The organism is Cupriavidus pauculus (genome assembly GCF_008801835.1).
In the GTDB taxonomy this organism is placed as follows: Bacteria; Pseudomonadota; Gammaproteobacteria; order Burkholderiales; family Burkholderiaceae; genus Cupriavidus; species Cupriavidus pauculus.
On the sequence record NZ_VZOW01000028.1, the window covers coordinates 15,829 to 39,968 of the forward strand.

Sequence of the window (24,140 nt, forward strand, 5' to 3'; positions counted from 1 at the left end):
GCCCGGCAACCGATCGGTAGGCTTAGCAGTAGCGAGGAAGCGCGCAGGGCGCGGCACGACAGCAGGCCCGCAACGCACGCGCGCACGGCTGCATCGATGCGCGAGGCATCGGCGGCGTGGCGGAGGTTGAGGGTGCAGGCGTTCATCGTGCGGAGGTGTAAATCGCCCGACGGATGCGAGCGACAGACCGCAGCGTAGTGCAAAACGCGCGCAGGCGTCAACTCGCTGCCCGCATCTTGGCGCGCCGCGCGCGCCTCACTGGCCGCGTGCCGCTGCGCACGCTTTCCCCCCAACGGATGGCATCCAACCGATATGTGGGATGCCGCTCAATCGTCTGGCCGGTACATCGCGGGGCACATCGCGCCTAGGCTGGTTGATACAGGGAACGGGCCCAAAAACAACGAACGGGGGAGCGAAACATGCTTACGCGCACGTGGATAAGCTGGCTTGCCTGCATGGCAACGGCAATGTTGATGGCGGCATGCGGCGGTGGCGGGGGTGGATCGGGGACAAGCGGCGCGGCGCCTGCGGGCAGCAACGGCGGAGCCGGCGGCAGCCCAGGCGGCACGGCGGCCGTGGCCAAGTCTTACACGCTGGTGATGAACCAGACCTCGGGCCAGGTCAGCATCGGCAATTCGATCACGCTGGTGGCGTCCGTCGTCGACGATCTTGGCAACGACGTGACGGGCTCCACAGCCTTTGTCTGGTCGACTTCGAACAACGCTGTGGCAGCGGTATCCAGCAGCACTGTTCCGGGTAGCGCGCTGGTTGGCGGCATCGGCACGGGCACGGCCACGATCAGCGTGGTGGCGACCGTGACCGGTGCCAGCGGCGCCACTACCGTGCTGCCGCAGTCCGCGGCCACCATCACCGTGGTGGCGCCGGGCGTGAAGACGTACAGCCTGGCGCTGCCCTATCCGGTGTTGTCGATGACGGACGGACAGGTATTGCCGGTCACGGCGTCGCTGATCGACAGCGATGGCGCCGATCGCTCCGCGACGGCCACCGGTTGGACCTGGCGCAGCAGCGCGGCGGCGGTGCAGGTCACGGGCGCGGCCAATGTCGGCACCTTGCGCGGCGTAAATGCCAGCGACACGCCGGCGCAATCGACCGTGAGCGTCCAGGTGACGGCCCCGGACGGCAACACGCTGACCGCATCGTTCTTCGTCTCGGTGTTCAAGAGCAGCGTATCGACGTATCGACTGGTGCTGTCGCAGTTCGGCACGCAGATCAACGCGCTGAACGTGCTCAACGGCTATCCGCAAACCTACGATTCGCGCGTGGTGCGTCACGATGAAAGCGATGCCACGGCGGATTTCAGCGGCCTGTGGACGTATATGACCACTTCGCCGTCGCTGGCCGTGCTGCCCAATTCGGCCACGCGCGTGACTACGGTCAGCACCAGCCGCGCAAACGGCGCGTCGCCGCTGCAAAGCGTGCTGTCGGAGATGGCCGGCAGCCTCACGTTGAGTGCCGAGCCGCGTGCCACGCTGCTAGTGACCGAGCAGCCGACGTGGGCGCTGGTCTATGACGGTCCGAATCCGCTGGTGGTGCCGGGCGGCGGCATACCGATCGCCGCGCACATCATGCATCGCGGTATCGACGAGGGCATCATGGGCTGCAACGGCACCTGGGCCTGGGCGGTCAGAAGCGGACCGGTGTCGATCAACCAGACATTCCCGCCCAATCTGGCGACGATCGTGCCCACCGGCTCGGGTCCGTTCACGGTCACCGTGTCTTGCACCGCCGGACCGGAGGCGATGCCGGTGACGCTGATCATCCCGGGCACCGTGCAATAACGGCAACGGGCCGGCGCCCGTGAACCAGCAAACGCCTGCTGCGGCCGCGGCTGCGGCAGGCGCTTTTCGTTGCAGCGGCAGCGCACGCAAAGCGCGGGATGCGTACCCGTTTCTGCGTGGCGTTCATGCGCTGTCGCCGCGTCGGCAAGTCACCTCGATCACCCAGAAAAAACGGCGACCCGAGGGTCGCCGTTTGCATGTCGTGGTGGTCCGGATCACGGCTTGCGTGAGAAGCGGATGATCTGCTCGTGGCTTGCCGCCGTAGCCCCGGTCGCCCCGGATGTATTCGATCCGCACGAGCCGCAGCCGCTGTTTGTATCGCAGCCGCTGGCGCAGCCCGCCGCCTGCGTCGGCGCCAGACGCTGCACCAGCCATGCACGCCAGCCTTTGGCCGAGACGCCGCCCAGCGCGGCGGCCAGGTTCGCTTTCACGCGCTCGCGCGTGCGCGGCATGTAGCGAGCCACGACGTGCACGGCACAGCCCAGCACGATCAGCGGGACCAGCAGGGTTTCAAAGGCGTGGTAGAGCGTCATGATGGCTGTTGGATTGGATAACTGCGCTGCCGTTTCCGTGCGATCAGCTGAACATCAACGCCACGCGATAGGTGATGAACGACGCGAGGTAGGCCAGGCCCGTCAGGTAGGCGGCCGAGGCGGCCATCACCTTCCAGGAATTGGTCTCGCGGCGGATCACCGCCAGCGTGGAAATGCACTGCGGGGCAAACACGTACCAGGCCAGCAGCGACAGCGCCGTGGCCAGCGACCATTGCGCGGCGATCATCGGCGCCAGCTGCACGGCCACCGTGTCATCGCTGCCGGATAGCGCGTACACCGTCGCCAGCGCGCCCACGGCCACTTCGCGCGCGGCCAGACCAGGCACCAGCGCCACGCAGATCTGCCAGTTGAAGCCGATTGGCGCAAACACATGTTCCAGCGCCTGGCCGATCATGCCTGCAAAACTGTAGTCGATCGGCGGCAGGGTGGCGCCGGCCGGCGGCGACGGGAAGCTGGCCAGAAACCACAACAGCACGGTCAGCGTCAGGATCACCTTGCCCACGCGCGACAGAAAAATCCGCGCGCGTTCCCACAGGCCGATGGCGATATCGCGCGGATTGGGCACGCGGTACGACGGCAGCTCCATCAGCAGCGGATGATCGGTGCGGTCGCGGCGGAACCACTTGAGCACGTATGCCACCACCAGCGCGCTGACGATGCCGGCCACATACAGCGCGAACAGCACCAGGCCCTGCAGGTTGAACATGCCGCCGACGGTCCGCTCGGGAATGAACGCGCCGATCAGCAGCGCATACACGGGCAGCCGCGCCGAACACGTCATCAGCGGCGCCACGAGGATCGTGGTCAGGCGGTCGCGCGGGTCCTGAATCGTGCGGGTGGCCATGATGCCGGGGATCGCGCACGCAAAGCTCGACAGCAGCGGAATGAACGATCGTCCCGACAAGCCCGCGCCCATCATTAGCCGATCGAGCAGGAACGCGGCGCGCGGCAGGTAGCCCGATTCCTCGAGCGTCAGGATGAACAGAAACAGGATCAGGATCTGCGGCAAAAAGACCACCACGCTGCCAAGGCCTGCGATCAGGCCATCGACCAGCAGGCTCTTGAGCATGCCGTCGGGCAGCATCGCGCCCAGCCATTCGCCGAACCAGTGCACGCCGGCCTCGATGCCGTCCATCATCGGCGCGGCCCACGAGAACACAGCCTGGAACATAAAGAACAGCAGTACCGCAAGAATGACCAGACCGAATACCGGATGCAGCACGACGCGATCCATCGCATCGTCGAAGCGCGCGGTGCGCGTCGGCATGGTGACGGCGATATCGAGCAGGCGCTTCACTTCGGCGTGCGTGTCGAGTTCCGACACGCTGTCGAGCGGCTGCGCGGGCGGCGCCGGCGGCAGTGATTCGTCGAACAGGCGGACCAGCCCGGCCGCGCCGTCGCGCTTGACCGCGACGGTTTGCACGACGGGCACGCCCAGCGCCTGCGAAAGCGCCTCGCGGTCGATCAGGATGCCGCGGCGCGCAGCCGCATCGCTCATATTGAGCACCACCACCATCGGCAGGCCGAGGCGGCGCAATTCCAGCACGAAGCGCAGGTGCAGGCGCAGGTTGGTGGCGTCGACCACCGACACCAGTAGGTCCGGGCGTGCCTCGCCGGGGCGCTGCCCCATGCAGACTTCCCGCGTGATCGCCTCGTCAAGGCTGGCCGAGTGCAGGCTGTAGGCGCCCGGCAGATCGAGGATGCGGACCGTGCGGCCGGCGGGCGACGTAAATACGCCTTCCTTGCGCTCGACGGTCACGCCGGCATAGTTGGCCACCTTTTGGCGGCTGCCGGTCAGGCGGTTGAACAACGCGGTCTTGCCGCAGTTGGGATTACCTACCAGCGCAATGCGCAGGGCGGAGGGATGCTGTGCAACTGACATGATGAGCGGGATCCTGGCGGCGTCGGGCGGCCTTCACGCAATGCGCTTGGCGGCGTCAGGCGTATCGGCCTGGCTGGCGGGGACAATGCTGGAAATCGTCGCGGAGGCAATCTCCACGGCAATGCGGTCCGCTTCCGAGCGGCGCAGCGCAAATCGCGTGAAGCCCACCTGCGCGACCAGCGGGTCCTTGCCAAACGGGCCGAAGGTGATGATCTGCACGGTTTCTCCCGGCACAAAGCCGAGATCGCGCAGGCGGCGCGCGACGGGATCGTTCGGGGTGGCATCGTCCACCGATTTCACGATGGCGACCGTGCGCCGGGACAGTTCAGACAACCGCATATGCTTCCAGTCCAAGGGCGGGATCACCGCCGCGCAACAGGCCAAAAACGCCTGTCGGGTACGTAAATAGAAATCGTTCTCGATTGTATAGCATTCACGCCGTTTTCGTGCCTTTATGGCAAGCGAGGCCGCAACCTGGCGGGCGAAAAGATCGATGCAATGAGGGGCGCTGGCCGGCATCAGGTGCAGTGAGATTCCCCTCGTTCCTCGCAGCAATGAGCGGGAAATTCCGGCGTGTTCTTGCGAATAACGCATTTGCGGTATTGGCCGAACGCAGTCGGCAGCATAAGCTGCGGGCACGCTGAACACCCCGTTCCACGCGTACTTTCAAAAGCCACTGGTCTTCTTGCCAGTGGCTTTTTTCTCTCCGGCGCCGATCGGCGCCGATGGCGTGCAAATCGGCGCGGCGATCAGCCCGCCTCCGCAGCCATCGCAGCCTTGACCGTTTCGACAAAGTGGTCGCGCGCGGGATGGTCGGGCATCGTTTTCCAGACGCAATAGACCTCCGACGGCACTGTGGAATCGGCCAGCGGCCGGAATGCGGCGCCGGCCATGCCGGAGCGTGCCATCGCGGCCGGCACCACCGCCACGCCCATGCCCTGGGAGACCAGCGAAACCACCGACAGCCAGTGCCGCACTTCATGCTGAATACGCGGATAAAAGCCCTGCGCCGCGCACATATCGAAGATACGGCTGTAGTAGTCCGGCGACGCCTTGCGCGAGAACAGCACAAATGGCTCGCCGCGCAGGTCCGCCAGCGCCAGTTCGGCACGCGCCGTCAGCGGGTGATCGGCGGGCATGCAGCAGACAAAAGGCTCGGTATGCGCGAGCGTGGCGGCCAGTTCGTCGGGTACGCGGCTGGTGTGGACGAAGCCAGCGTCCAGTTCGCCGTGCAGCAGCGCGTCGATCTGTTCCTGCGAATTGAGTTCGGTCAGTGCCACATGGATGCCCGGATAGCGCGCCTGGAATTCCTGCAGCCGTTGCGGCAGGCCGCGGTACAGCATCGAGCCGACAAAGCCGACGCGCAACCGGCCCACCGCGCCGGCCTCGATCTCGCGCGCCAGCAGCCGCGCCGATTCCGCCTGCGCCAGCAATGCCGTGGCCGATTCCCGAAACGCTCGCCCGGCGGCGGTCAGTCGCACGCCACGGCTATCGCGCTCGAACAGGCGCGCCCCGACGGATGCTTCGAGCTGCTGGATGTTGAGCGACAACGGCGGCTGCGAAATCGACAGCCGTTTCGCGGCGCGCCCGAAATGCAGTTCCTCGGCCAGCACGAGGAAATAGCGCAGATGGCGAAATTCCATGGCGATATAAAAATTATATGGATCGAGTCAATTTTAGAATTAGACACGAATCGTTGCGCATCAAATAATGCGTCCCAAACCATCCCGCCCCAATTCGCAGGGCGGGAGCTTCCGGAGACACATTCGATGCCGACCAGCGCCGTCCGCCCCGCTGCCCTTCAGGCGACCTCCGCCGCCCATGCTTCGCACGCCGCCCCGCCCGACGCTCATCCGGTCCCCGACCGTCACGGCGCGAGCCTTTTCACGGCGGATCCGGACCTGCGCGCGCTGTTGCCGCTCTATCTGCCGGCCGACCTCTTCAATCACCTGCTGCCGCACCTGGAGCGCATGGGCGCCCTGGCCGGTGGCGTGCTGGACGAACTGGCCAATGTGGCCGACCACGCGCCGCCCACGCTGTCGCATCGCACGCGCAGCGGCTTCGATGCGCAGCGTATCCACAAGCATCCCGCCTATGTCGAACTGGAACGCGTGGCGTTTGCGGAATTCGGCCTCGCCGCGGCATCGCATCGCGGCGGCGTGCTCGGCTGGGACAAGCCGATGCCGCCCGCTGCCAAGTACGCGCTGACCTATCTGTTCGTTCAGGCCGAGTTCGGCTTGTGCTGCCCGTTGTCGATGACCGATTCCCTGACGCGCACGCTGCGCAAGTTCGGCGATCCGGCACTGGTCGAGCGCTTTTTGCCCAACCTGACCACGCAGGTTTTCGACGATCTCTACCAGGGCGCGATGTTCATGACCGAGCAGGGCGCGGGCTCCGACGTCGCGGCCACGGCCACGCGCGCGGTGCGCGACGACAGCGCCGAAGGCGGCTGGCGTCTGGTGGGCGACAAGTGGTTCTGCTCGAATCCGGACGCGGCGCTGGCGATGGTGCTGGCGCGCGTGGAAGACGCCGACGGCACCGCCGTGGACGGCATCAAGGGCGTGTCGCTGTTCCTGCTGCCGCGCACGCTGGCCGACGGCAGCGCCAATCACTACCGCATCATCCGGCTCAAGGACAAGCTCGGCACGCGCTCGATGGCCAGCGGCGAGATCCGCCTCGAAGGCGCGCATGCCTACCTCGTCGGCGAGCCCGGCCGCGGTTTCGTGCAGATGGCCGACATGATCAACAACTCGCGCCTGTCCAACGGCGTGCGTGCCGCCGGCCTGATGCGCCGCGCCCTTACGGAAGGACAATTCATCGCGCGTGAACGTCGCGCCTTCGGCAAGCGCCTGACGGACATGCCGCTGATGCGTCGCCAGTTGCTCAAGCTCACGCTGCCGACCGAACAGGCGCGCACGATGGTGTTCCAGACCGCCGAAGCGCTGCGCCGCGCCGATGCTGGCGAATCCGACGCTTATCCGCTGATGCGCATCTTGACGCCGCTGATCAAGTTCCGCGCGTGCCGCGATGCGCGCAAGGTGACCGGCGACGCGATGGAGATCCGTGGCGGCTGCGGGTATATCGAGGAATGGAGCGATCCGCGGCTGGTGCGCGACGCCCATCTCGGATCGATCTGGGAAGGCACCAGCAATATCGTCGCGCTCGATGTGCTGCGCGCGATCCGCCGCGAAGGGTCGCTGCCGGTGCTGCAGGCGCATTTGCAGGGCCTGCTGCGCGATACGCCGCTCCATGCCACAGCCCGCGCCACCTTCGAGACCGCCATTGACAGCGCCGCCGCGCTGGCGACGCGCGCGGCCGATGCCGGCGCGGACGGCGATGTCATGGCGCGCCAGGCTGCCTCCGCGCTTTATCACGTGACCAGCGCCGTCGCCATGGCGTGGGAAGCGGGCCGCATCGGATCGGTGCGCCGTATGCGTCTGGCGCAACTGGTGCTCGTGCATCGCGTGCTGCCGCAAGATCCGCTGGCGGGCGGCGCCGAACCCGAATGGCTGGCCGAAACGGTGGCTGCCCCGGCCGATGGCGTTGCGCACGCGGCCGGGCAGGTCGATCAGGTCAACGTGTTCTGAACGGCGTCACAGGCGCGCCACTGCGCCCCCGCACATAAAAACAGCTTTACCGGAGACAACGCATCATGCCCCAATGGCACCGCCGCGCGGCCCTGGCCGCATTCGCTTCCATGACCGCGTGCACGCTGCTTGCCGCAGCCACGCCCGCCTTTGCACAGAAGGATTTTCCAAGCAAGCCCATCATGATGGTGGTGACCTATCCGCCGGGCGGTCCCACCGACGCGATGGCCCGCACGCTGGCCGCCGCGCTGAAGAACAGCCTCGGCCAGCCGGTGGTGGTGGAAAACCGCGCCGGCGCCGGCGGCAACATCGGCGCGGAAGTCGTGGCCCGCGCGGAGCCCGATGGCTACACGCTGATGTTCGGGACGTCGGCGCCGCTGGCGATCAATGTCAGCCTCTATCGCAAGATCAACTACGACCCGATCAAGAGCTTTGCGCCCGTGATCCAGATCGGCCATCTGCCCAACGTGCTGGTGGTCAATTCCGGCGTGCCCGCCCGCAACGTGCAGGAACTGATCGCCTACGGCAAGGCGCATCCGGGCAAGCTCACCTATGCATCGTCCGGCAACGGCGCATCGTCGCATCTGGCCGGCGTGCTGTTCAACAACCTGGCCGGCACTGATTTCCAGCACGTGCCTTACAAGGGCACCGGCCCCGCGCTGAACGACCTGCTGGGCGGTCAGGTCAGCATGACCTTCACCGATGTGCTGACGGCGCTGCCGTTCATCAAGAGCGGTAAGGTGCGCGCGCTGGGCGTGACCACCAAGGGCCGCTCGCAGGCGCTGCCCGAGGTGCCCACCGTGGCCGAGCAGGGTGTCGCCGGTTTCGATGTTTCGGTATTCTTCGGCGTGGTGGCGCCGGCCGGTACGCCGCCCGCCGTGATCGGCAAGCTCAACCGCGCGTTTGCCGATGCGCTGCAGCAGCCCGACGTACGCAAGACGCTGCTGGCGCAAGGGCTGGAACTGGCGCCGTCCACATCGCCGGACCAGCTTGGCAGCTTCGTGAAATCCGAGGTGGCCAAATGGCGTACCGTGGTGCAGAAATCGGGCGCTCAGCTGGACTGATCGCCACACATAACAACAAGGAAGAGACATGACGCCATTTCAACCCGGCGCGCTGGCCGGCATTCGCGTAGTGGATCTGTCGCGCATCCTGGGCGGCCCGTTTTGCGGGCAGATCCTGGGCGATCACGGCGCCGACGTGCTGAAGATCGAACCGCCGCAAGGCGACGACACCCGCACCTGGGGCCCGCCGTTTCGCGATGGCGTGGCGTCGTACTACTTCGGCCTGAACCGCAACAAGCGCGTGATGACGCTCGACCTCGCCGCGGAGGCCGATCGCGAGGTGCTGCTGGCCCTGCTGGCCGACGCCGATGTGCTGGTCGAAAACTTCAAGACCGGCACGCTGGAAAAATGGGGACTCGGTTACGACGTGCTGTCGCAGCGTTTTCCGCGGCTGGTGCATTGCCGTGTATCGGGATTCGGCGCCGACGGCCCGCTCGGCGGCCTGCCCGGCTACGACGCGGCGATCCAGGCCATGGCCGGCATCATGAGCATCAACGGCGAAGCCGATCGCGATCCGCTGCGGGTGAGTTTGCCGGTGGTCGACATGGTGACGGGACTCAACGCCGCCTTGGGCGTGCTGCTGGCGCTGCAGGAACGCGCACGCAGCGGGCGCGGCCAGTTCGTGGAAGCGGCGCTTTATGACTCGGGCCTGTCGCTGCTGCATCCGCACGCCGCCAACTGGTTCATGAGCGGCAAGACGCCGGGCCGCACCGGCAACGCGCATCCCAACATCTATCCGTACGACACCGTGGCCACGGCAACCGATCCGATCTTCCTGGCGGTGGGCAACGACCGGCAGTTCCGCATCCTGTGCGACCACCTCGGCGTGCCGGAACTGGCCGACGACGAGCGCTTTGCCACCGCCGGCGCGCGCTCGGTCAATCGCGCCATGCTCAAGGGCACGCTGGAAGCGAAGATGGCGGTGTGGGACGGCAAGGCGCTGGCCGCGCAACTGTCCGATGCGGGCGTACCGTGCGCGCCGGTGCTGTCGGTGCCCGATGCGCTGACGCATCCGCACACCGTGCATCGCGAAATGGTGGTGGAGATGCCGGGCGGCTACAAGGGGCTGGGCGCGCCGATCAAGCTGAGCCGCACGCCGGCCACCTACCGCCACGCGCCGCTGACTGAAGGCAACGCGTTCCTGCCAAGGGAAGCGGCAAACGACTGAGTCCGCTCCACGCCGCCGCGCTGGGCGCGCGGGGCGTGAAGTGGCGAGGCATCGTCAGCCCGGGATCATCCCCGTGAACACATAGGCTTGCAGCATCGTGATCACGCCGACGATAAACGCGAACAGCAGGCTGTGCTTGACGGTGAAGCGGAAGAGTTCGGATTCCTTGCCGACCAGGCCCGTCGCGGCGCACGCCACCGCGATCGATTGCGGCGAGATCATCTTGCCGGTCACACCGCCAGTGGTGTTGGCGGCCACCAACAGGGTGTCCGACACGCCGATCTGATGGGCCGTGGCGTGTTGCAGCGAGCAGAACAGCGCGTTCGATGACGTGTCGGATCCGGTCAGGAAGACGCCCAGCCAGCCCAGCAGCGGCGAGAAGAACGGAAACGCCGCGCCCGTGCCGGCCAGCAGCAGCGCCAGCGTCGACGACATGCCCGAGTAGTTGGCCACGAATGCAAAAGCCAGCACCAGGCCGATCGACAGGATCGGGCGGCGCAGCTCCATCAGCGTTTCGCCGAACGTGACCAGCGCGTCCCGGGGCTTCATGCGCAGCAAGATTACCGAGATGATCGCCGTCAGCAGGATCGCGGTGCCCACGGCGGATAGCAGGTCCAGCTTCAGCACGGCCTCGTAGGGTTTGGGCGACGCCACGATCGGCGCGGTCTTGATGACCAGTTGGTCGAGCATCGGCACCTTGAACTTCAGCACGCTGCCGGCCAGTGCGCCGTTTGCGGCGAACAAGGCCTTGAACGACGGCAGGCTCCAGATCGTCACGATCGCCGTGAGGATGCCGAACGGCGCCCATGCGCGCACCGTCTGGCCGAAGCTGTAGGGCGAGGCCTGGCGGTTCGACGGCGCACCGAGGCCGCCGCCAAATCGGGCCAGCGCCACGGTGCCGCCGGAGACCGCGCCACGCGCCGGCTGCGACGCCGAGCGCGGTTGCCACAAGCGCAGGAACGCCGCCAGCGCAACCAGGCTCACCAGCGCGGACGTGATGTCGGGCAGTTCAGGGCCGATGTGGTTCGACGTGAAGTACTGGGTGACCGCGAAGCTTGCGCCCACCACCAGCGCCGCGGGCCACGTTTCCCGGATGCCGCGCCGGCCATCCATCATGAAAACGAGCCAGAACGGTACCGCCAGCGACAGCAGCGGTAACTGGCGGCCCGCCATCGCGCCGATGTGCATCGGGTCGATGCCGGTGACCTGGCCGGCCACGATGATCGGAATGCCCATCGCGCCGAATGCCACCGGCGCGGTGTTGGCGATCAGGCAAAGTCCGGCCGCGTAGAGCGGATTGAAGCCAAGGCCTACCAGCAGCGCCGCGGTAATGGCCACCGGCGCGCCAAAGCCCGCCGCGCCTTCCAGAAACGCGCCGAACGCAAAGCCGATCAGCAGCATCTGCAGACGCTGGTCGTCGGTGATCGACAACACCGAAGCGCGGATGATGTCGAACTGGCCCGTCTTCACCACGATCTTGTAGAGAAACACCGCTGTGACGATGATCCACGCGATCGGCCACAAGCCGTAGGCAAAGCCGAAGCCGGCTGCCGCAAACGCCTGCGGCGCAGGCATGCCGTAAGCGCCGATCGCCACGGCCACGGCCAGCGCGAGCGTGATGGCCGCCGCCACATGGCCTTTCATGCGCAACAGCGCCAGCGCGACGAAGAAGAACAGGATGGGCACGGCCGCCGCAAGCGCGGACAGCCAGAGGCTGCCCAGCGGCGTATAGATCTGGGTCCAGGGTTGCACTGGAAGTCTCCTTGATGGTGTTTGAATTCTTGTGTGTGCCGCGCGCCGCTACTCGGGCTGATTGCGCTCGGCAAGCAGATCGGAAAGGCTTTTTGGCGCGGGTGTCAGTGGCTTGCGATGCTGCGTCCAGCCCATCTGCGCGGCGGGCGTGAACGCGCGCAGACGCGTGGCGGCCCACCGGAATACGCGATACACGGCCGGATGCGCGAAGGCGCCGCTCCAGAAGCGCCAGACCAGATGCTCGCGGCGGCTGTATTTCGCGCCCTGGCCCTTCAGCGGATGCGGCACCGCCTCGTCCGGATCGCGATTCGCTTCGGTGCGCAGGCGCACCAGAAGCTGTGGGATCGGAATGCGCACGGGGCATACTTCGCCGCAAGCGCCGCACAAGCTGGACGCGGTGGCCAGATCCGCCGTGGCTTCGAGCCCAAGCAGATGCGGCGAGATGATCTTGCCGATCGGTCCCGGATAGGTGGTGCCGTAGGCGTGGCCGCCGATGCGCGTGTAGACCGGACAGTGATTCATGCATGCGCCGCAGCGGATGCACTGCAGCGTGGCGCGCAGCTGCTCGTCGGCGTAGGCCTGGCTGCGGCCGTTATCCAGCAGCACCAGATGCACTTCGCGCGGGCCGTCGCGTTCGTGGTTTTTGCGCGGTCCCGAGATCAGGTTGAAATAGGTGGTGATCGGCTGGCCCGTGGCCGAGCGCGTGAGCAAGCTGGACAACGGCACGATGTGCGACAGCCTGGCCACCACTTTTTCCATCCCCATCACGGCGATGTGCACATCGGGCACCGTGGTGGAAAGCCTGCCGTTGCCCTCGTTTTCCACCAGCCACAGCGTGCCGGTATCGGCCGCCGCGAAATTCACGCCGGACAGCCCGATATCGGCCTGCACGAACGCCTGACGCAGCGCGCGTCGGCCGGTCTGGATCAGTTCGTCGACGTCTTCCGTATAGCGTGTATCGGCGATGTGCTGTTCGAACAGCGTGGCAATGTCGGCCTTGGTCTTGTGGATTGCCGGCATCACGATATGCGACGGCTTTTCCCCGGCCAACTGGACGATGTACTCGCCCATGTCCGATTCGATGCAATCCACGCCGCGTTCGGCAAGGTAATGGTTCAGCTCCATTTCCTCGCTGGCCATCGATTTGCCCTTGATGACGCGCGTCGCCGCGTGCGCTTGGGCAATGCGGTGGATGATCGCGTTTGCCTCGTCAGCGGTTTCGGCCCAGTGCACCTGCACGCCGGCCTGCGTGAGCTTTGCTTCGAGCTGCGTCAGCAGGTCCGGCAGATTGGCCAGCGCGTGCTGGCGCACGGCCTCGCCGAGATCGCGCAGTTGTTCCAGCTCGTCGCCGTCGGGAAACTGCACGGCGCGCTTTTGCTGCAGAAAGTCCATCGCACCGCGAAAACTGCGGCGCAGCTTGGGATCGTCGAGCGCGGCGCGCGCGCGGACGCGGAAGTCCTCGCTCGGTACGAAATGCAGTGTTTGCTGGCTCATTGTCCGGGGTCTCCTGCGTGATCGTTCACGATGACGACCCAGAGCCGGCGCGGACCGTGCGCGCCGTAGGCCAGCGTCTGCTGAATGTCGGATGTCTTGGACGGCCCCGAGATCATGACCAGATTGGTGGGCATGCCATCGGCCCAGTTTTCGGCGCGCACCGCCGCGTGCAGATCGGGGTGCAGCGTCGAGGCGTAGACCAGCGCGATATGCGTTGGCGGCACCAGCGACACCGTGCGCGGCGATCCGGCATCGGGCGCCAGCACCAGCGTGCCCGTGGCGGCCAGCCCGGAACGCGCCACCGTGAAACCGGCGTCGACGGTGTCGAACAACTCGGACTTCCAGTCCTCGAGCGGTCGATCGAAGGTCACCGTTGCGACGCCGGCGGGCAGTGCTCGGGCCAGCGCGGCGCCTTCGGGCGCGGAGGTATCGATCAGTAACCGCCGCACGCCGTCCTGCGCGAGCCGCTCGGCTACCCACATCGGCCAATCGGCGGCATCGGCGCAAACGACTTCCGCGTGCGATGCCGTCAGCGCCGCTTGCATCGACGCCACCGTCGCGGCCACTGTTGGCCGTTGCCCGCGGCGCAGGTCGAAGTGCGTGTCGATGCGTCGATCCAGCGACGCGGTGTCGGCGGCCAGCGTTGCGCCGGAGGTTGGCGTAGCCGCGCGCAAACGGCCCAGCATGCGCTCGCGCGCGCTCATCGTGGTCATGCCGCACCTCCGGTCCGACGCCACAGGAACGACGCCAGATGTTCGACCGGTAGCGACGCCCCCGCGTGGGCGGCGGCATGGCCAATGTTGAGCAGGCATCCGCAATCGGCAGAAACCAGCCGGTCACAGCCGGTGGCGCAGGCGGATGCGACCTTGTCGCGCACCATCGCGCCAGAGATATCGGCGTGCTTGAGCGAGAACGTGCCGCCAAAGCCGCAGCATTCCGATTCGCGTTCGTGCTCGACGCGCGTCACGCCCGGCAGCGCATCGACCAGCGCCACACCGTGCGCGCGTGTGCCCATTTCACGGCGCGCAGCGCACGACGTATGCAGGACCACGCGCTCCGCGCCCGCGTTGGGCGCCGTGTCGAAGCGCACATGCAGTACGTTCAGCAGGAACTCGGCCAGCTCGAAGACCCGTTCGGCGATGTCGGCGGCCAGCTCGGCGGCTTCGGGATCGTCGGCGAACAGCGTGGGCCAGTGGTGCCGCATCATGCCCGCGCACGAACCGGACGGCACGATGATCGGCCAGGGCTCGCGAAACAGATCCAGCTGGGCGCGCGCCACCTTGCGCGCCTGCTCGGGATTGCCGCTGCTGTAGGCCGGTTGGCCGCAGCAGCTTTGCGCACGCGGAAAGTGAACGGTCAGGCCTTCGCGTTCCAGCAGTCGTACGGCATCGAGACCGGCTTGCGGAACGAACAGGTCGACGAGACACGTGCCAAACAGGTACACCTGCTGCGGCACGTTGGGGGGATATTGCCTGGCTTGCATTGTCTGTCTCCGGGATGGGGCACCGCCCGTGATACGCGCTGCGGCATTTTTCGGCGCATAATTCCCGGTCTTGCGCCGGGGCGCAAATTGGTTGGACCAATTTTCGGGCGCCACGGCAACAATACGGCAGGCAAGGGATCGATCGATGGCAGGCAGCGCGCGCAATCGCGTGGAAGACATCATGCGCAAGCTGGAAACGGCGTTGCTGGACGGCACTTGGCCTGTTGGCGCGCGCCTGCCGGCCGAGCGCGTGCTGGCCGAGCGCTATGACGTGGCGCGCAACACGATCCGTGAAGCGATTCAGCGCCTGGCGGCGCGCGGCCTGCTACAGAGCCGGCGCGGCGCGGGTGTATACGTGACCGACCAGCTGCGCACCGGTATTGCGTCGCCCTGGGGGCAACTGGTAGCCGACCATCCTGCACTGCGCGACGACATTCTGGAGTTTCGCCGCGTGCTCGAAGGGGCCACCGCATATTTCGCGGCGTTACGCGCTGACGCCGCAGACCTGAAACGTATACGCGCGCTGATGAAGGAGCTGGAGCGTTCGCGCAAGGTCGACGACAAGGCGGGCGAAGCCAGCGCCGATGCCAGACTGCACGACGCCATCGCGCAGGCGTCACACAACACGATGTTCCTGCATCTGCATACCAGTGTGTTGGGGATGCTGCGCGAGCACATTACGATCAACGGCACGGGACTGCGCGAGGCCGACGCGGCCTCGTCGGACCTGCTGCTGCTTCAGCACCGCACGCTGTGCGAGGCCATTCTGGCGCGGCGTCCCGAAGAAGCGCGCACGGCCATGCAGACGCATATCGATTTCGTGCGCAGCAAGGTGGAAGGCAGCGGCGGCTAAAGACAACGCTGGGCCGGGCAATTGGTCGTACCAATTGCTGCGTATCACAACCCAATCGAATCAAGCACTTGGCGGCGCCCGTTGCAGCGCAGGAGCGGCCGCCTGTCGGCCATTACACGAGTTCCGCGGTGGTCAGCTCGCGCTTGAGATACGCATAGAAGATGGGCCCGGCAATCACGCCGGAAATGCCGTAGAGGGTTTCCATCAGCAGCATCACGGTCAGCAATTCCCAGGCCGCGGCCTGGATGCGGGCGCCGATGATACGCGCGTTCAGGAAGTACTCGAGCTTGTGGATCACCACCAGATACAGCAGCGACACGATGGCGATCGGCAGCGACACCGAGAGCGAGGCCACGACGATCGCGGTATTCGAGATCAGGTTGCCGATCACCGGCAGCAGCCCCGCCAGGAAGGTAACGGCCACCAGCGTCTTCGACAATGGCAAGTGCTGGTGGAACATCGGCAGCACCACCAGAAGGTAGGTTGCCGTCAGTACCGTGTTGATCAGCGAAATCTGGATCTGCGCGAAGATGAACTGCGCGAACGACTGCTGCAGCGTGCGGGCGCGATCGATCAGCGCACCGGCCAGCGGCCGGCGGTTGGGTCGCGCGATGGCACGGTACAGCGCGACCATTGCGCCGATGATCAGGCCCACCAGGATATGCAACAGCGTGCGCAGGATGTCGGTGCCCAGCCGTTGCGCCATCTGAGCGTGTTCGCGCAGCGCGGCAATCAGCGTGGTCGCCAATTCCTCGACGCCATTCGGCAGATACTCGCTCAGCCAGGCCGGCAACTGGGCGCGGGACTGGTCGATGATGCTGGCGGCGTGGTCAAGCAGCCGGTCTATGGTGGAACTGTCGACGCTCAGGAAATGCACCAGCGCCCAGATACCGCCGGTCAGCCCCAGCAGGATGACCGCCGACAGGATGAACACGGCGAGCGCGTCGCGTCGTGAATGGGTCAGGCGTGGCGCCAGCACATCGACCAGCGAATAGAGCAGCAGCCCGGCCAGCAGCGCGGCAACCAGATTGGCGTGCATGACCAGCAGCAGCGCGCCGCCGGCAATCACATATGACACCGCCGTGACGGGCGACCACCTGCCCGGCGCCAGCCAGGGCCGGGTGGTCGAGGAAGTCGTGGGGGCTGCGCCGGCCACGTCGGCGCGGTCTTGGGTGTGTTCGGTTTCCAACTGCTGCGGCATGTTTCGGCGGGGACGCGATGTGAAGGAGGAAATGGCTGAGGCGGATTGTCGATGTGGCGCATCACAATGGCAAGTCAGCATGAGCATACATGGACCGCGATGCAGGGCCGGGCGCGGATCTTGCGTCCCCGCTCGACTGGCTCGCCTATAGTGAGGAGCAAAAGGACGGCGCAACGATTTCTCCGGAGACCGCATGGCCTTTACCCATACCGTCGGCACGCGCCGGCATGTGTTCGCCGATTTGCGCACGCTGCTGGCGCGCGCCAGCCCCGCGCGCTCGGGCGATGCGCTGGCCGGCGTGGCTGCCGTCAGCGAGGAAGAGCGGATGGCGGCGCGCATGGCGCTGGCGGACATGCCGTTGTCGCATTGCCTGACCGAGGCGCTGGTGCCCTACGAGGACGACGACGTCACGCGCCTGATTGTCGATAGCCATGACGCCAACGCTTTCGGGGAGATTGCCAGCCTGACCGTGGGCGATTTCCGCAACTGGCTGCTGCGGGATGACACCGATACGGCCGCGTTGGCGCGCGTGGCGCCCGGCATCACGCCGGAGATGGCGGCGGCGGTCAGCAAGCTGATGCGCAACCAGGACCTCATCGCGGTGGCGCGCAAGTGCCGCGTGGTCACGGCGTTCCGCAGCACGATCGGGCTACCGGGGCGGCTGTCCGTGCGGCTGCAGCCAAACCATCCCACCGACGATCCGCGCGGCATTGCCGCATCGATCGTCGACGGGCTGCTCTATGGCTGCGGCGATGCCACCATCGGCATCAATCCGGCCAGCGACAACCTTGGCGCGATTGTCTCGCTGCTGAAGCTGGTCGACGATATCCGGTCCCGCTACGATGTGCCCACGCAATCGTGCGTGCTCACCCACGTTACCAACACGCTGCGCGCCATCGACCAGGGCGCGCCAGTCGATCTGGTGTTCCAGTCGGTGGCCGGCAGCCAGGCGGCCAACGAGGCGTTCGGTATTTCGCTGGCGCTACTGGACGAAGCGCACCAGGCTGCGCTGTCGCTGCGGCGCGGCACCGTCGGCAGCGATCTGATGTATTTCGAAACCGGACAAGGCAGCGCGCTGTCGGCCAATGCGCATCATGGCGTCGACCAGCAGACCATGGAGGCGCGCGCCTATGCCGTGGCGCGCCGCTACCAGCCGCTGCTGGTCAATACCGTGGTGGGCTTTATCGGCCCCGAGTATCTCTACGATGGCAAGCAGATCATCCGCGCGGGCCTGGAAGACCATTTCTGCGGCAAGTTGCTGGGTGTGCCGATGGGTTGCGATATCTGCTACACCAACCACGCGCAAGCGGACCAGGACGACATGGACACGCTGCTGACGCTGTTCGGCGCGGCTGGCATCAACTTCATCATGGGCGTGCCCGGCGCGGACGACATCATGCTCAACTACCAGAGCACCTCGTTTCACGACGCGCTTTACCTGCGCGAGGTGATGGGCTTGCGGCCCGCGCCGGAATTCGAAGCATGGCTGCAGCGCATGGGAATCTTCGACGAGGCCGGACGACTGCTCGATCCGCCCGCGCGCCAGCCGCTGCTGACGATGGCGCAGACGCTTTGACGCACCGGAGCCGCGCATGGAATCGACGCCAATCAATCCGCCCCCGGAAGACACAGGGCCCGACGATCCGTGGCGCCGGCTGCGGCAGTTCACGCGCGCGCGCGTTGGCATCGGCCGCACCGGGCACGCGCAGACTACCCAGACGATCCTGTCGTTCGGACTGGCCCATGCGCAGGCGCGCGACGCCGTACATCTGCCGCTCGATGTGACGGGGGTGGAAGCCGCCCTGCGCGAAATCGGCCTGACAGGATTGCCGGTGCACAGCGCCGCCGCCGATCGCGACCAATATCTGCGCCGGCCCGACCTGGGGCGGCGTCTGGACGATGACAGTCGCGCGCGACTGCGTGCGCAGGCGCGTCCCGGTCGGCCCTATGACGTGGTGTTTGTCGTGGCGGACGGCTTGTCCGCGCTGGCCGCGCAGCGCCACGCGGTGCCGCTGCTGCAGGCGGTGCTGGCGCGATTGCGGCAATGGCATATCGGCCCGGTGGTGATTGCGCGGCAATCTCGCGTCGCGCTGGGCGACGATATCGGCGAGCAACTGGGCGCACGACAGGTAGTGATGCTGATCGGCGAGCGGCCGGGACTCAGTTCGCCGGACAGCCTCGGCATCTACCTGACCTACGACCCGCGCGTGGGCCGTACCGATGCGCAGCGCAACTGCATCTCGAATGTGCGGCCCGAAGGACTGCCATATGCGCAGGCGGCGGACCGGCTGGTCTTCCTGCTGCGTGGCGCTGTGGCGCTGGGCAAGTCCGGCGTGGATCTGAAGGACGACAGCGTCGCGGCATCCGCCACGCTGTCGCGCACTTGAGCCCGCCTACATCATGCGGTGCGAAAAGCGGCCGCGTTCGGCGTCACTCATCAGGTTCATGAACTGCTCGCGATCCATATGCACGAGTTCCATGTGGTCGCCGGCTTCGAACCAGATTTCCGGCTCTTCCAGCAGGCTTTCGTCCACGTAGGTCCGCATGCCGTACGACGTCGCGCACGGCGGGATCGCGCCGAGGTCGCAATCCTTGAACACCTCGCGGATCTCGTCCTCGTGGGCCAATACCAGCTGGCGGCCCGTCTGCGCGCAGATCGCCGCCATCTGCAGGTGATGCGACGAAGGGATCACTGCCGCCACGTAGCCGGCTTCGTCTTCAAGCAATACGGTTTTGGCCAGTCGGTTTCCGGGAACATGTGCGGCCTGTGCAGTGGCCATGCTGCTGAGGCTGTACGGGTGGCGGATGATGTCGAACTGGCTGTTCATGCGGCTGAGCCTGCCAGCCAGGGTGCCTGCCATTGCCATGATGACTACCTTCCTTCCGCGCCAGCGCGCGGTTCAGTCCTGGGTGCTCTCACTATAGGCACTGCCGGCGCCCACGCGGGGCCAGACCGCCTGCAATTCGGTCTTCAGAAACGTCAGCAGGTAGCGCGTGGCCATGGTCTGGTAGCGATTGGGCATCGTCAGCATGTAGAGCTTGCTGCCGAACACGCTGATCCGGTATGCCGGCAGCAAAGGCGCCAGCGTGCCGTCTCGGAGGTCGGCGCCGACCGCGTAAAGCGGAAAGATGCCGATACCGAGGCCGCTGACGACGGCGTCCTTGAGAAAGGCAAAATTCTCGGAGCTGAGTGTCGGCTCCAGTACAACCTGCTCGCGCTCGCCGGTGTCGTGCCGCGTGCCTGCCGCCTTGAGCTTCTGCCCGATCGGCGACGCGCAGACGATGTCATGCGCGGAGAGATCTGCCAGCACTGTCGGCATCGCGCGGCCCTGCAGATATGACGGCGCGGCGCACACCACCCAGTCGACCGTGCCGATCTCCGTAGCGACGACCGAATCGGGCGGCGTGGAAATGATGCGCAGCGCCACCTCCACATCCTCCGAGACGAGATTGTGGATGCGGTTATCGAACACCACATCGAGCGTGATATCGGGATAGCGGCGCTTGAACTGCACCAGCAGCGGCGACAGCAGCGCGTGGCCCAGCCCGGTCGGCACCGACAGCCGCACATGGCCCTGCAGGCTCTTGCCCATGCTGCTGATCAGCGCGTTTGCGGCGGCCACCTCGCCGAGGATGTTGCGGCCGTGCTCGTACAAGCCGGCGCCCACTGGCGTCGGTTCCACGTGACGCGTGGTCCGCCGCAGCAGTTGCACGCCAAGTTCTTCTTCGAGCGCCTTGAGGTGATAGCTGACATTGGCGCGCGTCATCTTGAGCTTGCGGGCGGCGGCGCTGAGGTTGCCGGCGTCGACGATGTCGACGAACAGGCGCAGGGCGTTGAGATCCATGACGAGGCTGGCGTGGAAACGAAAAAGGGGCCCGAAGGCCCCTCAGTGTGCCATGGCCGTTCGCCGTGGCGTCGGTGCGCACCGACGCCGCTGCGCGCGGCGCTCGCCCTAGTGTTCGTGATGCAGGTATTTGGCCTGGCGCGGCAGGCGCAGGCTGACCAGGAACGCCAGCACCATCATGGCCGTGACATACCAGTAGAACGCGTTCTCGTGGCCGATCGATTTCAGCCCAAGCGCCACGTATTCCGCAGTGCCGCCGAACAGCGCGTTGGCGACGGCATAGGCCAGGCCCACGCCGAGCGCGCGCACTTCGGGCGGGAACATTTCGGCCTTAACGATGCCGCTGATCGACGTGTAGAAGCTGACGATGGCCAGCGCGATGCAGATCAGCAGGCCAGCCAGCTCGGGGCTCGACACAGTCTTCAGCGCGGTCAGGATCGGCACCGTGGCGATGGCGCCGAGCGCGCCGAACAACAGCATGTTGTTGCGACGGCCGATGCGGTCGGACAGCGCGCCGAAGAACGGCTGCATGCACATGTAGAGGAACAGGCAGCCGGTCATCACGTAGCTGGTCGTCTTGATCGGCAGACCAGCGGTGTTGACCAGAAATTTCTGCATGTACGTAGTGAACGTGTAGAAAATCAGCGACCCGCCCGCCGTGTAGCCCAGCACGGTGAAGAACGCGGCCTTGTGATGACGGAAAAGCTCCGCCACGCTGCCCGCTTCCTTGCTGTTGCGTTGCTGCGCGGTGGTCGTCTCATGCAGCGTGCGGCGCAGCAGCAATGCCACCACGGCCGTGATCGCGCCCACCACGAACGGGATGCGCCAGCCGTAGGCCTTCAGTTCGGCCTCGGTCAGCAGCTGCTCCAGCACAACCACCACCAGCACGGCCAGCAACTGGCCGCCGATCAGCGTCACATACTGGAACGACGAGAAGAAGCCCCGCCGGCCCTTGAGCGCCACTTCGCTCATGTAGGTGGCGGTGGTGCCGTATTCGCCGCCGACCGACAGGCCTTGCAGCAGGCGCGCCAGCAGCAGCAGCGCGGGCGCCAGGTTGCCGATGGCGGCATACGTGGGCAGGCACGCAATCAGCAGCGAACCGAAGCACATCATGACCACCGAGATCAGCATCGAGTTCTTGCGGCCGTTGCGGTCGGCGATCCGGCCGAACAGCCATCCGCCGATCGGGCGCATCAGGAAGCCGGCCGCAAACACGCCGGCGGTGTTCAGGAGCTGCGCAGTAGGGTCCGCCTTCGGGAAGAACGATGGCGCGAAGTAGATCGCGCTGAACGCGTAGATATAGAAATCGAACCACTCCACCAGATTGCCCGACGAAGCGGCAACGATGGCAAAGACGCGTTTTCTGGTTTCCTCGGGAGATGGTGCGGTGCCGGAGAGGCTGGGGGAGGCGATGTCTGTCATAGGACCTTCTTGTGTACTTGACGGCGGTGGCGCCGCTGAATCGGAACGGGATGCGGGGCGGCGGGCCAGCGCGATACCTGAGTGGCGGGCCGCAGGGCAGAACCCGTGTGCATGGCAAGCGTACCCCGGATTTTCCGGGCTGCCCAGCGGCAGCCTGCCGCATGATGCGGGCGAATCATTGCGTGATCCTTATCGCCTATAGGATTTGCACGGCATTGTTCCGATCATTGGATAGAGTTTTTATAGGCGCCGCCAAATGCGAAGCGAGGCCATTGAAAATTTTCACTGGCCTGAGCTTCGTCATGCGGATACCTTTCATGGTCCGCGGGGCTGCGCAATCATGCAGGCCGATTCAATTTTCAGCGCCGCATTCTTCGATCCTCTTGTCAATGTCCGTGCTGCGAAACCTTTGGATTGCGCTGCTGATGGTGCCCGCCGTGGTCTGGGCCGAGCCCGATCTCGTCCAGTGCCAGCGTATCGATCAGGGCCAGTTGCGGACCGCGTCCGAACCCGCGCTGCTGGAAATGCGCTGTCGCGCGCGGCAGATTTCCTACGAGGCGCCACGCCTCAAGGGCGTGACCCAGAAATTCAAGGACGACCTCGTGTTTGCCTGTCTGGATCAGGCCGACGCCATCGAACACCAATTGCGCGTGGCATATGGCTACTCGCGTGAAAAGCTGGCCCGCGCGAAATGCGCCGAATAACGCCCGGCGCGTTATTGTCAAAAATAATTATCGGTTCTGTACAACTCCGCGTGGATTGTCAAATTCGATGGTCGGCGTACCATTGGCGCCCATTGTTGTTGTGTCGACTTGATGGAGACTGCCATGGCCCTCGACGCCGAATCCTTTTCCCTGCTGCGCGCTTCGGTGCAGCGTTTTATCGATGAGCGCCTGAAGCCGGCGGAAGACACGCTGGAAGAAATCGACGACGTGCCGGCCGATATCGTGGCCGACATGAAGGAGATGGGCCTGTTCGGCATCTCGATCCCGGAAAACTACGGCGGCATCGGCCTGTCGATGTCGCAGGAATGCGATGTGGTCTATGACCTCGGCCACACCGCCTTCGCGTTCCGCTCGGTGTTCGGCACCAATGTGGGCATTGGCTCGCAGGGCATCCTGATGGATGGCACCGAGGAGCAGAAGCAGAATTACCTGCCGCGGATCGCCAGCGGCGAACTGGTGATCTCCTTCGCGCTGACAGAGCCGAACGCCGGTTCCGACGCGGCGTCGTTGCAGACGCGCGCCGAGCTCGACGGCGACCACTATGTCATCAACGGCACCAAGCGCTTCATCACCAATGCGCCGCGCGCCGGCGCCTTCACGCTGATGGCGCGCACCGGCGGCCCGGGCGCCTCGGGTATCTCTTCGTTCATCGTGCCCGCCGACACGCCGGGAATCTCGCTCGGCAAGCCGGACAAGAAGATGGGACAGCGTGGCACCAAGACGTGCGACGTGGTGCTTGAGAACGTGCGCGTGCCGGCCGCAAACATCATCGGTGGCGTTCCGGGCGTCGGTTTCAAGACCGCCATGAAGGTGCTGGATCGCGGCCGTCTGCATATCTCCGCACTGGCTTGCGGCATGGCGCATCGACTGATCACGGACGCGGTGGCGTATGCCAAGGAGCGCAAGCAATTTGGCAAGCCGATCGGCGACTTCCAACTGATCCAGGGCATGCTGGCCGACAGCCAGGCCGAACTATATGCAGGCCTGTCGATGGTGCGCGACTGCGCGCAGCGCTACGATGCAAAGCCCGCTGGCAAGAGCGATCCAGAAGTCAGCATGCTGGCCTCGTGCACAAAGATGTTCTGTACCGAGATGGTCGGCCGCGTAGCCGACCGCGCCGTGCAGATCCACGGTGGCGCCGGCTATATCGCCGAATATAAGGCCGAGCGTTTCTACCGGGACGTGCGCCTGCTGCGCCTGTACGAAGGCACGACGCAAATCCAGCAGATCATCATCGCCAAGCAGTTGCTGCGCGACTAAGCGGCGCGCCAGCGCTTCTGGCGCGTTGACGCGGCGCTGCGCGGCGCCCCG

The 24,140-nt window shown here is 65.8% G+C and carries 21 protein-coding genes; 9 read left to right on the forward strand and 12 right to left on the reverse strand.

Annotated features, from left to right (window positions below; genetic code table 11):
* The first annotated feature begins 419 nt into the window (after positions 1 to 419).
* Positions 420 to 1,799 (forward strand): hypothetical protein, encoded by a 1,380-nt coding sequence (locus tag F7R19_RS22540; RefSeq protein ID WP_223505998.1) that lies wholly within the window; start codon positions 420 to 422, stop codon positions 1,797 to 1,799.
* Positions 1,800 to 2,014: 215 nt separating this feature from the next.
* Here the strand turns inward: F7R19_RS22540 and F7R19_RS22545 are convergent, their stop codons facing one another.
* From F7R19_RS22545 to F7R19_RS22560, 4 genes are all read right to left on the reverse strand, one after another.
* The gene (locus F7R19_RS22545) at positions 2,015 to 2,332 is read right to left on the reverse strand and encodes a DUF6587 family protein (protein ID WP_061957618.1); all 318 of its coding nucleotides are present in this window, start codon (positions 2,330 to 2,332) and stop codon (positions 2,015 to 2,017) included.
* A gap of 43 nt (positions 2,333 to 2,375) precedes the next feature.
* A complete protein-coding gene (gene feoB / locus F7R19_RS22550; RefSeq protein WP_061957619.1) occupies positions 2,376 to 4,235 on the reverse strand; it encodes a ferrous iron transport protein B in 1,860 nt (619 codons plus the stop codon).
* A gap of 33 nt (positions 4,236 to 4,268) precedes the next feature.
* Positions 4,269 to 4,574 (reverse strand): FeoA family protein, encoded by a 306-nt coding sequence (locus F7R19_RS22555; protein ID WP_061957658.1) that lies wholly within the window; start codon positions 4,572 to 4,574, stop codon positions 4,269 to 4,271.
* A gap of 410 nt (positions 4,575 to 4,984) precedes the next feature.
* Positions 4,985 to 5,878: a LysR substrate-binding domain-containing protein gene (locus F7R19_RS22560; protein ID WP_061957620.1), complete on the reverse strand. Its 894-nt coding sequence runs from the start codon at positions 5,876 to 5,878 to the stop codon at positions 4,985 to 4,987.
* Positions 5,879 to 6,004: 126 nt separating this feature from the next.
* Here F7R19_RS22560 and F7R19_RS22565 point away from each other — a divergent pair, with 126 nt between their 5' ends.
* From F7R19_RS22565 to F7R19_RS22575, 3 genes are all read left to right on the forward strand, one after another.
* Complete coding sequence (locus tag F7R19_RS22565) at positions 6,005 to 7,822, forward strand: acyl-CoA dehydrogenase family protein (protein ID WP_150982078.1); 1,818 nt, start codon at positions 6,005 to 6,007, stop codon at positions 7,820 to 7,822.
* A gap of 65 nt (positions 7,823 to 7,887) precedes the next feature.
* Positions 7,888 to 8,886 (forward strand): Bug family tripartite tricarboxylate transporter substrate binding protein, encoded by a 999-nt coding sequence (locus F7R19_RS22570; protein ID WP_150982079.1) that lies wholly within the window; start codon positions 7,888 to 7,890, stop codon positions 8,884 to 8,886.
* Between the two features lie 28 nt (positions 8,887 to 8,914).
* The gene (locus tag F7R19_RS22575; RefSeq protein WP_150982080.1) at positions 8,915 to 10,054 is read left to right on the forward strand and encodes a CaiB/BaiF CoA transferase family protein; all 1,140 of its coding nucleotides are present in this window, start codon (positions 8,915 to 8,917) and stop codon (positions 10,052 to 10,054) included.
* 54 nt (positions 10,055 to 10,108) lie between these two features.
* Here the strand turns inward: F7R19_RS22575 and F7R19_RS22580 are convergent, their stop codons facing one another.
* The 4 genes from F7R19_RS22580 to F7R19_RS22595 are packed head-to-tail and all read right to left on the reverse strand — an operon-like array spanning position 10,109 to position 14,783.
* Entirely contained in the window at positions 10,109 to 11,806 is a 1,698-nt protein-coding gene (locus tag F7R19_RS22580) for a lactate permease LctP family transporter (protein ID WP_150982081.1), read from the reverse strand.
* A 48-nt stretch (positions 11,807 to 11,854) separates the two neighbouring features.
* Positions 11,855 to 13,300, reverse strand: a complete 1,446-nt coding sequence (locus F7R19_RS22585; RefSeq protein WP_150982082.1) for a LutB/LldF family L-lactate oxidation iron-sulfur protein — start codon at positions 13,298 to 13,300, stop codon at positions 11,855 to 11,857.
* Positions 13,297 to 14,013 (reverse strand): LutC/YkgG family protein, encoded by a 717-nt coding sequence (locus F7R19_RS22590; protein ID WP_150982083.1) that lies wholly within the window; start codon positions 14,011 to 14,013, stop codon positions 13,297 to 13,299. Before F7R19_RS22590 ends, F7R19_RS22585 begins: the two co-directional genes overlap by 4 nt.
* On the reverse strand, positions 14,010 to 14,783 hold the full coding sequence (locus tag F7R19_RS22595) for a (Fe-S)-binding protein (RefSeq protein WP_150982084.1): 774 nt from the start codon (positions 14,781 to 14,783) through the stop codon (positions 14,010 to 14,012). Before F7R19_RS22595 ends, F7R19_RS22590 begins: the two co-directional genes overlap by 4 nt.
* A 145-nt stretch (positions 14,784 to 14,928) precedes the next feature.
* On the opposite strand from F7R19_RS22595, the gene F7R19_RS22600 reads away from it, so the two are divergent.
* Complete coding sequence (locus tag F7R19_RS22600) at positions 14,929 to 15,636, forward strand: FadR/GntR family transcriptional regulator (RefSeq protein WP_223506000.1); 708 nt, start codon at positions 14,929 to 14,931, stop codon at positions 15,634 to 15,636.
* Between the two features lie 112 nt (positions 15,637 to 15,748).
* Here F7R19_RS22600 and F7R19_RS22605 read toward each other — a convergent pair whose 3' ends face one another.
* Entirely contained in the window at positions 15,749 to 16,837 is a 1,089-nt protein-coding gene (locus F7R19_RS22605; protein ID WP_061957627.1) for an AI-2E family transporter, read from the reverse strand.
* Positions 16,838 to 17,030: 193 nt separating this feature from the next.
* Between F7R19_RS22605 and F7R19_RS22610 the strand changes: the two genes are divergently transcribed.
* Together F7R19_RS22610 and eutC are read left to right on the forward strand one after the other, a co-directional pair.
* Entirely contained in the window at positions 17,031 to 18,413 is a 1,383-nt protein-coding gene (locus F7R19_RS22610; RefSeq protein WP_150982085.1) for an ethanolamine ammonia-lyase subunit EutB, read from the forward strand.
* A gap of 16 nt (positions 18,414 to 18,429) precedes the next feature.
* Complete coding sequence (gene eutC, locus F7R19_RS22615; protein WP_150982086.1) at positions 18,430 to 19,224, forward strand: ethanolamine ammonia-lyase subunit EutC; 795 nt, start codon at positions 18,430 to 18,432, stop codon at positions 19,222 to 19,224.
* Positions 19,225 to 19,230: 6 nt separating this feature from the next.
* Here the strand turns inward: eutC and F7R19_RS22620 are convergent, their stop codons facing one another.
* The 3 genes from F7R19_RS22620 to F7R19_RS22630 all read right to left on the reverse strand — a co-directional run bounded on the left by F7R19_RS22620 (position 19,231) and on the right by F7R19_RS22630 (position 22,104).
* Positions 19,231 to 19,704 carry an aminoacyl-tRNA deacylase gene (locus F7R19_RS22620; RefSeq protein WP_061957630.1) on the reverse strand — a complete coding sequence of 158 codons (474 nt, stop codon included), beginning with the start codon at positions 19,702 to 19,704 and terminating at the stop codon, positions 19,231 to 19,233.
* A 33-nt stretch (positions 19,705 to 19,737) separates the two neighbouring features.
* Positions 19,738 to 20,682 (reverse strand): LysR family transcriptional regulator, encoded by a 945-nt coding sequence (locus tag F7R19_RS22625; RefSeq protein ID WP_061957631.1) that lies wholly within the window; start codon positions 20,680 to 20,682, stop codon positions 19,738 to 19,740.
* Positions 20,683 to 20,790: 108 nt separating this feature from the next.
* Complete coding sequence (locus F7R19_RS22630; protein WP_061957632.1) at positions 20,791 to 22,104, reverse strand: MFS family transporter; 1,314 nt, start codon at positions 22,102 to 22,104, stop codon at positions 20,791 to 20,793.
* A gap of 389 nt (positions 22,105 to 22,493) precedes the next feature.
* On the opposite strand from F7R19_RS22630, the gene F7R19_RS22635 reads away from it, so the two are divergent.
* Both F7R19_RS22635 and F7R19_RS22640 read left to right on the forward strand, forming a co-directional pair.
* Positions 22,494 to 22,808: a hypothetical protein gene (locus F7R19_RS22635; protein WP_150982087.1), complete on the forward strand. Its 315-nt coding sequence runs from the start codon at positions 22,494 to 22,496 to the stop codon at positions 22,806 to 22,808.
* A gap of 123 nt (positions 22,809 to 22,931) precedes the next feature.
* The gene (locus F7R19_RS22640) at positions 22,932 to 24,089 is read left to right on the forward strand and encodes an acyl-CoA dehydrogenase family protein (RefSeq protein WP_061957661.1); all 1,158 of its coding nucleotides are present in this window, start codon (positions 22,932 to 22,934) and stop codon (positions 24,087 to 24,089) included.
* The last annotated feature ends 51 nt before the right edge of the window (positions 24,090 to 24,140 follow it).